The sequence below is a fragment of the Arthrobacter echini genome, assembly GCF_004803505.1.
Classification (GTDB): Bacteria; Actinomycetota; Actinomycetes; order Actinomycetales; family Micrococcaceae; genus Arthrobacter_D; species Arthrobacter_D echini.
Genome location: NZ_SSWH01000003.1, coordinates 268,036 through 280,249, shown reverse-complemented (window position 1 = coordinate 280,249; position 12,214 = coordinate 268,036). Strand labels below are relative to the sequence as shown.

The window sequence follows — 12,214 nt, the reverse complement described above, 5'->3', positions numbered from 1 at the left end:
GCGGGTCGATCCGGTGGCGTCGATACAGCTAGGGCGATACAGCTAGGAGGTCATGATCCGGCGTACCCACTGCGCGAGCGCTTCAGGAGTGGGTTCGTCGAAGGCGAAGCCGGCGTCCGTGAGCACCTTCGGCTCCATGCGCGCACTGACCAGCAGGAGCTCGTACGCGAGCTGTCCTACGACGGTGGTGAGAACGACGCCGGGTACGCGGAACCAGACGGGTCGCTTGAAGGCCCTGCCGAGTTGCAGTGCGACGGTGTCCAGCGGTGCCGGTGACGGTGCGCTGAGATTCACCGGTCCGCTCACGGGAGCGGTGAGCAGGAACTCGAGCGCCCGGATCTCGTCGTTCAGACTGATCCATGGCCACCACTGCCGGCCCGACCCGAGGCTGGTACCGGCGAACAGGCGGATGGGGATCAGCAGATTGGGCAACGCCCCGCCACCCTTCGCCATGACGATGCCCGTGCGCGTCAGGACGACCCGGACGGCATCCGGAGCCTGCCGTGCCTCGGCTTCCCACCGACGGCAGATGTCCGCGAGCAAAGTGTCCCCGGAGTCCGCTGCCTCGGTCAGCACCTCGTCCCCGCGGTCCCCGTAGTAGCCCGAGGCCGACTGGCTGATGAACACCTCGGGAGGGTTCTCGGCAGCCCGCATCGCCGTGACCAGGGTCCTGGTCGGCATGATGCGCGACGAGTAGAGCGTCTCCTTGTAGGCGCGGGTCCAGAGTCCTCCGGCGATACCGGCACCGGAGAGATTGATGACGGCGTCCGCCCACTCGACCGCCGATACGTCCAGCCGGCCCGCCGCCGGATCCCAGCGTATCTGCGATGGTCCCTTGGGCGGCCGACGGACGAGCCGGACGACGTCGTGATTCTTCTCGAGTTCGCGGGTCAGAGCTGTTCCGATGGTGCCGGACGCGCCGGCGAGGAGAATACGCATGCCTCCATCGAACCACTACTCACCGCCCGATCGGTACCGTGCCCCACCGATCGTCGGCTACTGCCTGGTGCCTACTGACCGAGGTCCGCCTCGAACGCGCCGCCCTCGAGCCGTGCCTTCAGGGTCTGCAGGAACCGACCGGCATCCGCACCGTCCACGAGCCTGTGATCGTACGTCAGGCTCAGGTACATCATCGACCGGATGGCGATGGTGTCGTCGCCGTCGGGCCCTGTGATGACCACGGGCCGCTTCACGATGATCCCGGTGCCGAGGATGCCAACCTGCGGCTGGTTGATGATCGGCGTGTCGAACAGGGCACCGGCCGAGCCGATGTTCGTGATCGTGAAGGTTCCGCCGGAGAGCTCGTCCGGACCGATCTGGCCGTTGCGCGTACGGGAGCCGATGTCGGCGATCTTCTTCGCGAGCCCACCGAGATTGAGATCACCGGCGTCACGGATGACCGGGACCAGCAGGCCCCTGTCGGTATCCACGGCGATGGCCAGGTGCTCGGCCTCGTGGTACGTGATCTCCTTCTTCTCCTCGTCGAACGAGGCGTTCAGCTTGGGGTGCTGTTTGAGCGCCTCGGTGACGGCCTTCGAGAGGAAGGGCAAAAAGGTGAGCTTGGCCCCGTTCTGGGTGAGGAAGGCATCCTTCGCAGCTGTGCGCAGCTTCGCGATCCGGGTCATGTCGACCTCGATCACCTGCGTCAGCTGAGCCGACACCTCGAGCGACTCCCGCATCCGCTTGGCGATCGTCTGCCGGATCCTCGGAGCCTTCTCGACGGTGCCGCGCAGCGTCGAGGGCTCCACGACCGGAGCCGCCGGCTTTCCGGTGGGAGCCGGAGCGGCAGCCGATGGAGCGGCGCTCGGGGCATCCTGCTGGGCCTTCTGCGCGTCGGCGGCCTCGACGACGTCCTGCTTGCGGATCCGCCCGCCGACGCCGGTGCCCTTGACGGTGGAGAGGTCGACACCGCTCTGGTTCGCCAGGCGACGGACCAGGGGCGTCACGTAGGTGCTCTGCCCGGAGGAGTCGTCCGAGGACGACGCCTGCCCGGCCGGCTTCGTCTCCGCCGGCGCGGCGGAGACGTCTGTGCCGGATCCCGCAGCGTCCGACGACGAATCGCTCGTCGCCTCCTCCGCGGAGGTCGTGCCCGCTTCCTCTTCCGGTTCGGAGGTCGTGCGATCGCCCCCGATCCGGTCAGCGGGGACGTCGGGTCGATCCTCGCCGGGAGCGGCCGTGACCGGTTCGCCGGACGCGGCCTCGACCTTCTTCGGAGCGGCGGCGCCGCTTCCGATCACCGCCAGGACGGCACCCACCTCCGCCGTCTCGTCCTCGTCGACGCGGATCTCCTGCAGTGTCCCGCCGACGGGCGAGGGGATCTCGGTGTCCACCTTGTCGGTGGAGACCTCGAGCAGCGGCTCGTCCACCTCGACGTCGTCGCCGATGGCCTTGAGCCACCGGGTGACGGTGCCCTCGGTGACGCTCTCGCCGAGTGCCGGGAGTGTGACCTCGGTGCCCTCGCCCGGATCTTCGGCAGGAGCGTCGTCCTGGCTGGAGCTCTCCGGCGCCGCGGACTCCTCGGGCTCGGAGGGTGCTGCCTGCTCCTCCGGTTCCGCAGGTGCTGCCTGTTCCTCGGGCTCGGCGGCTGCCGGGGCCTCGTCCGGGTCCCCGCCCGCAGCATCGGAGCCGTCGCCGATGCGGACCAGGGGCGCTCCGACCTCTGCGGTCTCGTCCTCGGCCACCAGGATCTCCTCGATCACCCCGGCGATCGGGGAGGGGATCTCGGTGTCCACCTTGTCGGTGGAGACTTCGAGGAGTGGCTCGTCGACCTCGACGCGGTCGCCGACCTCCTTGAGCCAGCGGGTGACGGTGCCTTCGGTGACGCTTTCACCGAGAGCGGGCAAGTTCACGGATTCACTCATAATGTGCCCGTTCCTCCTGAAGTAGATCGTTCCTGGCGGCTTGACGGCGATGGGCCGGTCCAGCCGGACGTGCTCGGCATTTTCTGGTTCCGAGCTTAGTCCACGACGTCGCGGCATGGACCGGGCCCGGTGGGGCGCTCTGTCCTGGGATCAGCTGTGCAGCGGCTTGCCCGCGAGTGCCAGGTGGGCCTCGCCGAGGGCCTCGTTCTGCGTGGGGTGTGCGTGGACGAGTGGGGCGACGTCCTCGGGGTACGCCTCCCAGTTCACGATCAGCTGCGCTTCACCGATCTGCTCGCCCATGCGGCTGCCCAGCATGTGCATACCGATGATGGGTCCGTCCTTCTCGCGCACGAGTTTGACGAGACCACCCGTGCCGATGATGGTGCTCCTGCCGTTGCCGGCGAGGTTGTACTCCTGTGTCTCCACGCGATCGTCGCCGAACTTCTCCCTGGCAGCCTTCTCGGTGTAGCCGACCGAGGCGATCTCCGGGTCGCTGTAGGTGACCTTCGGGATGTTGATGTCCTGCACCACGATCGGCTTGAGCCCGCCGATCTCCTCGGCCACGAAGATGCCCTGCTGGAAGCCGCGATGTGCGAGCTGGAGTCCCGGGACGATGTCGCCCACGGCGTAGATGTTGCCCACACCGGTGTGCAGGCGCTCGTCGGTGATGACGTACCCGCGGTCCATGGTGAGCCCGGCCTCCTCGTACCCGAGGTCCGAGGTGACGGGTCCGCGTCCCACGGCGACCAGCATGATGTCCGCCTCGAACGTCTTGCCGTCCTCGAGGGTGACCACGACGCCGTCGTCGTTCTGCTCGACGGAGGTGAAGCGCGTGCCCGTGTTGAACGCGATGCCGCGCTTCTTGAAGGCGCGCTCGAACGCCTTGACGATCGTCGCGTCCTCGTTGGGCACGAGGGAGGGCAGCGCCTCGATGATGGTGACGTCGACGCCGAAGGACTTCCAGACCGATGCGAACTCGCAGCCGATGACACCCCCGCCGAGGATGATCGCCGTCTTGGGGACGTAGTCCATGGTCAGGGCCTGGTCGGAGGTCATCACCTTCCCGCCGATCTCGAGACCCGGAAGGCTGCGCGAGTAGGACCCGGTGGCGAGGATGATGTGCTTGCCCGTGTAGACGGTGCCGTCCACGTCCACGGTGCTCTGCGACGCGAGCCTGCCCGAACCCTCGATGGTCGTGATGCCCCTGGACTTGATGAGGCCGAGCAGGCCGCGGTACTTGCCGGCGATCACACCGTCCTTGTACTTGTTCACCGCAGCCATGTCGATCGAGTCGAAGGTCGCCTTCACGCCGTACTTCTCCGACTCTCGTGAGCCGTCGGCGATCTCCGCGGTGTGGAGCAGAGCCTTGGTGGGGATGCAGCCGTTGTGCAGGCAGGTGCCGCCGATCTTGCCCTTGTCGATGAGCCCCACGCTCAAGCCCAGTTGCACTGCCCGGAGTGCTGCCGCGTACCCCGCGCTGCCTCCACCGAGTACCAGGATGTCGAATTCTGTTCCGGTTGCCGATTCGGCCACTTGGACGCTCCTCGCGTGTTCTGTTGACGCGTCTCGCGCGTCGGTTGATGAATCGATGGTCGGTGCGGTCGCGGCGCGGTCGCGGCGCGGTCGCAGCTCTGGGGAAAGACTCCTTTTCAGCCTATCCCCAGAACTATCCCGCATCCACCCGAGGGCGACGCCGTCCCGGACGGGTCAGTCCCGCTCGGTGCGTGCGAGGACGTCCTCGACGTAGGCGAGGAGCGTGCGCACGCCCACGCCGGTGCCGGCCTTGGGCGTGTAGCCGTAGGGCGATCCCTCGTTGAAGGCCGGGCCGGCGATGTCCAGGTGCGCCCAGGGGATCTTCTCGCCGTCGACCTGGCCGACGAATTCGCGCAGGAACACGGCGGCGGTCATCATGCCCCCGTTGCGCTCTCCGATGTTCGCGATGTCGGCCACCTGCGAGTCGAGGCTCGGCCGCAGTTCCTCGGGCAGGGGCATGGGCCAGAACTGCTCGCCCGCGCGGTCGGCGGCGGCCTTGACGGCGTCGCGTACGCCGTCGTCGCCCATCACACCGGAGACCCGGGTGCCGAGCGCGATCAGCTGCGCGCCGGTGAGCGTGGCGATGTCGATGATCGCATCCGGTGCCTCCTCGCTGGCCGCGGCCAGCCCGTCGGCCAGGACCAGGCGGCCCTCGGCGTCGGTGTTGAGGACCTCGACCGTGCGGCCGCCGTAGATCGACATGACGTCCTCGGGCCGCTGCGCGGATCCCGAGGGCATGTTCTCGGCGAGGCACAGCCACGCGGTGATCCTCGCGGGCAGACCCAGCTCGGCGACGGCGAGGAGCGTGCTCAGCACCACGGCAGCCCCGGCCATGTCCAGCTTCATGGTCTGCATGCCGGCGGCGGGCTTGAGCGAGAGTCCGCCGGAGTCGAAGGTGATGCCCTTGCCGACGAGAGCGAGATGCACCGCGGACTTCGCGGGGGAGTACTCCACCTTCACCATGCGCGGCGGCCGCGAGGAACCCTTCCCCACCCCGAGGATGCCACCGTAGCCGTCGCGCTCGAGCCGCTTCTCGTCCATCACGGTGACCTTGACGGGCAGGGAGCGCGTCAGGTCCTTCGCGGCCTGCGCGAAGGTCTCGGGATAGAGGTGGCTCGGTGGCTGGTTCACGAGCGAGCGCGTCGTGTTGACGTTCTTGCCCAGGACCGTGGCGCGCCTGAGAGCAGGAGCAAGAATCGACCCGTCGGCGTCGGTGTGGACGACGACGTTCTTCACCGCACTCCGGTCCTTCCTGGTGGGGACCGAGCCGTCCGCGGCGATGCCCGACTTGTGACCGTCGTAACTGTAGGCACCGAGCGCTGCACCCTCCGCCAGGGCGATGGCCGCGTCCACGGTATCCGCGGGCAGGGCGATCACGACGGTGTCGAGACCGGCGAGCTGACGGACCGCGGCACCGGCTGCACGGCGGAGTGTCTCCGCATCCGGCCGCTGTCCGTCCTCGAGCGGGCCCACGCCGGTGAGGACGAGGGAGTCAGCACCGGTCTCGGGCAGCCCGGGGAGCCGGCGTACCTCGTCGGCCGCGCCGGTGATGCCGAGCACCTCGAGGGAATCGCCGAGGGCTCGGGCCGCCTTGGCCGGCAGGGGGCTCTCGAGCAGGACCGGCCCGTCCGCCCCCTTCGCGACGGCGACCACGAGCGCGTCGCTCGGAATCGTCCTGAGGTCCTTGGCGGAAGCGCTCAGGTGTAGTTCGGTCGTTGTGATCACGAAATCTGTCTCCTCGTAGCCGGATGGTTCGTCCAGGTGCTTCGGTGCCGATCGTCCCTGAGTTCCGACGATGAGTCCCGACGGTGCGGCGGGAATCCGACGGGCATCTGCTGGATCTGGTTGCTCCTCATCGATCGTAGTCCGTGTCCACCCGTCCCCGTCCTCCGGTTGGCGGGCAGCACAGGCGGGGGTGTGGGCCCACGGAATCCGGAATGAAGAGAGGCGCAGCGGCGTTGTGGTGAGCAGGACCCTTTGAAGGAGAGAACCATGCTGGATCCACGAACCCTGTACACCATCAACACCGACGTCTTCGACGATCCGGAGTCCATCGGACTGCCTCTGCTCGTGAGCCTGACCGGCTTCATGGACGCGGGCCAGGTCGTCTCGCAGGTCAGCGCCGAACTGCTGGAAGTACTCGATCATGACCCGGTGGTCAAGTTCGATGCCGATCAGCTGATGGACTACCGCGGACGGCGCCCGCGCATCACGTTCGTGGAGGATCATCTGGAGGACTACCGGCCGCACCGCCTCGAACTCCACCGACTTCACGATGGGCTGGGTGAGCCGTTCCTCCTCCTCACGGGCGCCGAGCCGGACCTGCAATGGGAAAGATTCGCCCGCTCCGTCGTGGGACTGGTCGAGGAGTTGAAGGTTCCGCTGATCTCTTGGATCCACGCCATCCCGATGCCCGTCCCGCACACCCGCCCGATCGGTGTCACGCTGCACGGCAACCGCGCCGATCTCATCGACGGGATGAACGCCTGGCGTCCCACGGCAGAACTCCAGGCCTCCATCGGACACGTACTGGAGCTGCGGCTGATCGAGCGCGGGCACGACGTCATCGGCCACGTCATCCACGTACCCCACTACCTCTCCGAGGCGGAGTACCCCCCGGCAGCGGTGGCCGGACTCGAGTATCTCGGAGCGACGGCCGGTCTGGCTCTTCCCACGGACCGGCTGCGCGAGAGCGGCCGCGACGTGGAGCGCCAGATCGCGCGCCAGGTCGGGAACTCGGCCGAGGTGCAGTCCGTCGTGTCCTCGCTCGAGCAGAGGTACGACGAATACGCGGACGGTGCCGCGCACAAGTCCCTGCTGGTCAAGGACAACAGCGAGCTGGCGAGTGCCGACGAGATCGGGGCGGCGGTGGAGGCGTATCTCGCGAGCCCACAGGCCGAGGAGGAGTCCACCCTCCTGTGGGACGCCGAGTTCCCCGGCGACGAGCCCGGCAACGGAGCGACCGACGGCACGACCGGTCCGGGATCCGGCCCGACGCGCTAACCGGCATCGCCGCGGGATACTGGAGGGGTGGATTCCTCGAGGGCGTGGCTCGTCTGGGCCGCCGGCGTGGTGGCGTACCTGGTCGCCGTGACCCAGCGCACCACCTTCGGCGTGGCCGGGATCGAAGCGACGGACCGCTTCGATGCCTCGGCCTCCCAGTTGTCCGTCTTCACGGTGGTACAGCTGCTGGTGTACGCCGGGCTGCAGGTACCGGTCGGTGTGCTGGTGGACCGCTGGGGACCGCGCATACTCATCGTCGCCGGCGGTGTACTGATGACCGCGGGACAGGTACAGCTGGCGTTCGCCGAGTCGGTCGGAGCCGGGATCGTCGGGCGATTGCTCGTCGGTGCCGGCGACGCCACCACCTTCATCAGCGTCCTGCGCCTTCTTCCGGCGTGGTTCCCGTTCCACCGTATTCCGGTGTTGACGCAATGGACCGGGATCATCGGTCAGCTCGGGCAGATCGTGTCCGTGGTCCCGTTCGTCGCAGTCCTGTCGGCCTTCGGCTGGCAACCCGCCTTTCTGGGCGCGGCCTCGCTGTCCGTGCTTGCCGTCGTGCTTGCGCTGGTCATGATCCGGGACTCCCCCGAAGCGGGCAGTGGCCGCTCCGTGCAGACCCTTCGGCAGACGGGTACCTCGCTCGCCGAGGCCTGGAAGCAGCCGGGCACGCGCCTGGGGCTGTGGACGCACTTCACGATCCAGTTCCCGGGTACGGTCTTCGTCCTGATGTGGGGCTACCCGTACCTGGTGCGGGCGGAGAAGCTGAGCGACGGCGTCGCCTCGGCCCTGCTGAGTCTGTTCGTCGTGGTGGGCATAGCCTGCGGGCCGTTCCTCGGACGCTACGTCGGACGCCATCCGCTCCGACGTTCCACCATGGTGCTGGCCATCGCGGCAGCGATAGGGCTCGCGTGGACCGCGGTGCTGCTCCAGCCGGGGCCGGCTCCGCTGCCGCTGCTGATCCTGCTGGTGACAACGCTGGCCGTCGGCGGCCCCGGATCCATGATCGCGTTCGACTTCGCCCGCACCTTCAATGTCGCGAGCCGACTGGGCACGGCCACCGGCATCGTGAACATCGGCGGCTTCCTGGCATCGCTGCTGTCGATGTTCGTCATCGGTGTCATCCTGGACCTGCTGCTGGGAAGCGGCTTCTCGGGCGGTGACCTGTACGCCCTGGCCTCCTTCCGGATCGCGATGGCCGCACAGCTCGTGGTCCTCGCGGTGGGCACGGTCAACGTCGTGATCATCAGGGGTCGGGTACGACGGCGCATGGCCGAGCAGGGGGCTCCGGTTCCTCCGATCCGGGAGGTGATCGCGCGCGAGCGCGCACGTCGTCGCGGGCGGAGAGGAACTCCGGGCGAGGCACCCTGAGCAGGTTGTCCACATACCCTCCGGCGCTGCAGCGCACGAAGCGACGCATGGGCAGGCTCGCATCATGTCATCCTCGACGAGCCCGTCACAGGGCAGCCCGGCGCCTCGACTGTCGATCACCTCTCCTGCCGACATCCTCGCCTATGTACCGCACGCGCTCGGCTTCGTGCCGCGGGAAAGTCTCGTGGTCCTCACGACGGCCGCCAGGCGGCTCGGAGCCACGCTCAGGGTCGATCTTCCGGACGAGCAGACCGATGCGCTCAGCTTCGCCCGTGGCGTGCTGGGTTTCGTACAGGGCGACACGGGGGCGGACGGGACGCTCGTGATCGTCTACACGCAGCGGGCCTGGCCGCGACGGGCGTTCCCACCCTTCCACGACATCGTGCTGAGGCTCGACGCTGTTCTCACGGCAGCCGGTATGCCCGTCCGCGCCGGATGGCTCGCCTCGGACTCCGTCTGGCGGGACTACTTCTGCGCTGACGAGCAGTGTTGCCCCTGGCCCGGGAACCCGCTCGATTCCGTCGTGCACAGCGTGCTGAACGCGGAACTGGTCTTCGGTGGCAGCTCCTTCGAGCGCTCCGCCCCGGAAGCGGCGCTACGTGGCGCACCGGCTCTGTCCGGAACCGGGACGAACCTGCCCGAAACGGTACGCATCATGGTGGAGGACGCCCGGGAGCGGTATGCAGCATCGTGCCGGGGGCAGTGGCAGAGCCCTGTCCAGTTCGAGGCGACGTCGAACGTGTGGGACGCCGTCGTCGACGGGCCGCCGCTGGAGCTCGAGACGGAGGCAGGACTTGCCGGGTACCTGCTGGCCAGTATCGAGTCCCGGACCGTCCGGGACTTCCTCCTCGTGAGCGCGTGTCTCGGATCACCCGCAGCGCTCGCGGGCTGCGGGGCGTGGGCTTTGCAGGGCCGTGAGGATGCGGACGAGGGCCTCACGGGTGTCGTACCGGTCGATACGCTGCGCGCGGTGACGGGCTCGGGCATGCCTGCCGCCGGGGCTTCGCCGCTGGGGCCGGAGTCGGGCTGCGGGGCAGCCATGGTCTGTGCAGACGTCCTTGCCGGGCGTTATGGAGGACCCATCGCCTGGGCGCGCGTCGACGCCATGTCCGCGCTGCTGGCCCGACTTGCCGAGGTGTCCTCGGGGCAGGCCCGCGCCTCGGCCCTGACGATGTCCGCGTGGTTCGAGTACGCGCGCGGACGTGGTTCGAGAGCCACCGTCTTCCTCGAAGCAGCCGATGCGGCCGTTCCGGGGTATCGGCTCGCGCGACTACTGCACGAACTCGTGCGCCGTGGCGGGCTGCCGGCGTGGGCGCGGAGCCGTGCGACCGCATGGACGGCGGGGGAGGGTGCCTCCGGGACCACGCGTGATTAGCCGACCGACGCCCGATCGTGAGAGAATCAGGGTTGAGACCCGGTCGGGTCCGCGCATCAGAAGACCTCCGGGTAGTCCGGGACGATCACCGCTCAGCGGAGACGGATCCGGGAATACCCCGGGCAACAGGACGGTTCCAGATAGAACAGGTCCTGTTGGATTCCTCTGGTAGCCAGCGCGGATTTGACAGGGTCATAGTGGTGTTGTCCCTCGTGGCGGCGCCACACCTCGCGCGTTCGAAAGGTTCTCTGTGACGGTCAAGAAGACAGCAGCACCGGCGTCGGCAGACCCCGGCACCACCACTACCAAGCGACGTCCAGCAGCGAAGAAGCCGGCCGCGAAGTCCGCTTCCGCGACTGCGAAGGCGACGGCCGCCGACGCACGGAGTGCCGTCGACACGATCGAGGCGACGGAGCCGGTCGGTGGTGTCGCAGTCGATGCAGCTGTCGACACGGAGGAGCCCAGGCCCGAGACGGCCGAGGTCGGCACGACCAACGGTTTCGTGTACTCGGACGCCGACGACGACGACGCCCCTGCCCAGCAGGTCGTCTCCGCAGGGGCCACGGCCGATCCCGTCAAGGACTACCTGAAGCAGATCGGCAAGGTCGCGCTGCTCAATGCCGAGCAGGAGGTGGACCTCGCCCTGCGTATCGAGGCCGGATTGTTCGCCGAGGCGAAGATGAACGCCGGTACGGACATCGACCCCAAGCTCAGGCGCGAGTACGAGTTCGTCATCCACGACGGCAAGCGCGCGAAGAATCATCTGCTCGAGGCCAACCTGCGCCTCGTCGTCTCCCTTGCCAAGCGGTACACGGGCCGCGGGATGCTCTTCCTGGACCTCATCCAGGAAGGCAACCTCGGTCTCATCCGTGCGGTCGAGAAGTTCGACTACACCAAGGGCTTCAAGTTCTCCACCTACGCGACGTGGTGGATCCGGCAGGCCATCACACGCGCCATGGCCGATCAGGCCCGCACCATCCGCATCCCCGTCCACATGGTCGAGGTCATCAACAAGCTCGCGCGCGTGCAGCGTCAGATGCTGCAGGATCTCGGGCGGGAGCCGACACCCGAAGAGCTCGCCCTGGAACTCGACATGACGCCGGAGAAGGTCGTCGAGGTCCAGAAGTACGGCCGGGAACCCATCTCGCTGCACACCCCGCTCGGCGAGGACGGCGATTCGGAGTTCGGTGACCTGATCGAGGACTCCGAGGCAGTAGTGCCCGCCGACGCGGTGAGCTTCACACTCCTGCAGGAACAGCTCCACTCCGTCCTGGACACGCTCTCCGAACGGGAGGCAGGAGTGGTCGCCATGCGATTCGGGCTGACCGACGGGCAGCCGAAGACGCTGGACGAGATCGGGAAGGTGTACGGGGTGACGCGAGAGCGGATTCGTCAGATCGAGTCCAAGACGATGTCGAAGCTGCGCCATCCGTCCCGGTCGCAGGTCCTCAGGGACTACCTGGACTGACCGGCAGTGTGATCATCTGGACAGTGCCGGAACTGGACAGTGCCGGAAAGGGCCCCCTCCGAGTGGAGGGGGCCCTTTCCGGCACTGTCGGGTCGTTCCAGAGCCTGTCCGGCGCCTGTACACGGGGCACCTTGTCGATCGTCAGGGCCATCCTGACGGCGAGGGCTCTCACAACTCCTTCGTCAGTCGGCCAGAACGGCTGACTTCTCGTGCAGGCGTTGCGTCTCGTCCTGCCACTCGGATGTGAGCGGCTTCAGATTCGCCTCTACTGCGCGCGCATGGTGGGCGCAGAACAGAAGTTCGCCACCGGAGGACTGAAGGACCGCCCGCACGTATGCCTGGGCGCCGCATCGGTCGCAGCGGTCCAGTGCCGTGAGTTCGCGAGTTGCTACTGCAGTGGTCATGAATGCCTCCTCATGTGGATCGTGTACTCATATAACCATCATTCGTCACCGGTTCATCCCAGGGTGCGTCGTCTTTCGCTTCGGGCGTAGGAGGGGTAAGCGGCCTGCAGGCCGGTGGTGGCCGCCGGTGAGCAGCCTTCGGCGGTCGTCGGTGCCGGGCCGTAAACTGGGACGACCCGCACCCCTCCTGACGCCTGTCCTG

Annotated in this window: 9 protein-coding genes; 4 read left to right on the top strand and 5 right to left on the bottom strand. The window is 67.8% G+C overall.

The window, feature by feature from the left end:
- Positions 1 to 42 precede the first annotated feature (42 nt).
- The 4 genes from E8P82_RS05360 to E8P82_RS05345 form a co-directional block, all read right to left on the bottom strand.
- Positions 43 to 939 carry a TIGR01777 family oxidoreductase gene (locus E8P82_RS05360; protein ID WP_136453460.1) on the bottom strand — a complete coding sequence of 299 codons (897 nt, stop codon included), beginning with the start codon at positions 937 to 939 and terminating at the stop codon, positions 43 to 45.
- A 71-nt stretch (positions 940 to 1,010) separates the two neighbouring features.
- Positions 1,011 to 2,861 carry a 2-oxoglutarate dehydrogenase, E2 component, dihydrolipoamide succinyltransferase gene (gene sucB, locus E8P82_RS05355; RefSeq protein ID WP_136453459.1) on the bottom strand — a complete coding sequence of 617 codons (1,851 nt, stop codon included), beginning with the start codon at positions 2,859 to 2,861 and terminating at the stop codon, positions 1,011 to 1,013.
- A 150-nt stretch (positions 2,862 to 3,011) separates the two neighbouring features.
- Positions 3,012 to 4,394, bottom strand: a complete 1,383-nt coding sequence (gene lpdA, locus E8P82_RS05350) for a dihydrolipoyl dehydrogenase (protein ID WP_136453458.1) — start codon at positions 4,392 to 4,394, stop codon at positions 3,012 to 3,014.
- A gap of 174 nt (positions 4,395 to 4,568) precedes the next feature.
- A complete protein-coding gene (locus tag E8P82_RS05345) occupies positions 4,569 to 6,119 on the bottom strand; it encodes a leucyl aminopeptidase (RefSeq protein WP_136453457.1) in 1,551 nt (516 codons plus the stop codon).
- Between the two features lie 267 nt (positions 6,120 to 6,386).
- Between E8P82_RS05345 and E8P82_RS05340 the strand changes: the two genes are divergently transcribed.
- From E8P82_RS05340 to E8P82_RS05325, 4 genes are all read left to right on the top strand, one after another.
- Entirely contained in the window at positions 6,387 to 7,397 is a 1,011-nt protein-coding gene (locus E8P82_RS05340) for a proteasome assembly chaperone family protein (protein WP_136453456.1), read from the top strand.
- A 27-nt stretch (positions 7,398 to 7,424) separates the two neighbouring features.
- Positions 7,425 to 8,765 (top strand): MFS transporter, encoded by a 1,341-nt coding sequence (locus E8P82_RS05335; protein ID WP_136453455.1) that lies wholly within the window; start codon positions 7,425 to 7,427, stop codon positions 8,763 to 8,765.
- Between the two features lie 64 nt (positions 8,766 to 8,829).
- Positions 8,830 to 10,140: a DUF4192 domain-containing protein gene (locus E8P82_RS05330; protein WP_136453454.1), complete on the top strand. Its 1,311-nt coding sequence runs from the start codon at positions 8,830 to 8,832 to the stop codon at positions 10,138 to 10,140.
- A gap of 250 nt (positions 10,141 to 10,390) precedes the next feature.
- Positions 10,391 to 11,608, top strand: coding sequence for an RNA polymerase sigma factor (locus E8P82_RS05325; protein ID WP_136453453.1), 1,218 nt, complete (start codon positions 10,391 to 10,393; stop codon positions 11,606 to 11,608).
- A 182-nt stretch (positions 11,609 to 11,790) separates the two neighbouring features.
- Here E8P82_RS05325 and E8P82_RS05320 read toward each other — a convergent pair whose 3' ends face one another.
- Positions 11,791 to 12,012, bottom strand: coding sequence for a DUF7455 domain-containing protein (locus E8P82_RS05320; protein WP_136453452.1), 222 nt, complete (start codon positions 12,010 to 12,012; stop codon positions 11,791 to 11,793).
- Positions 12,013 to 12,214 lie beyond the last annotated feature (202 nt).

What these genes read in the sequence shown, in the direction of transcription:
- E8P82_RS05360 (WP_136453460.1), bottom strand. Translation starts at nt 939, where the DNA reads ATGCGTATTCTCCTCGCCGGCGCGTCCGGCACCATCGGAACAGCTCTG.
- sucB (WP_136453459.1), bottom strand. Translation starts at nt 2,861, where the DNA reads ATGAGTGAATCCGTGAACTTGCCCGCTCTCGGTGAAAGCGTCACCGAA.
- E8P82_RS05340 (WP_136453456.1), top strand. Translation starts at nt 6,387, where the DNA reads ATGCTGGATCCACGAACCCTGTACACCATCAACACCGACGTCTTCGAC.
- E8P82_RS05330 (WP_136453454.1), top strand. Translation starts at nt 8,830, where the DNA reads ATGTCATCCTCGACGAGCCCGTCACAGGGCAGCCCGGCGCCTCGACTG.
- E8P82_RS05320 (WP_136453452.1), bottom strand. Translation starts at nt 12,012, where the DNA reads ATGACCACTGCAGTAGCAACTCGCGAACTCACGGCACTGGACCGCTGC.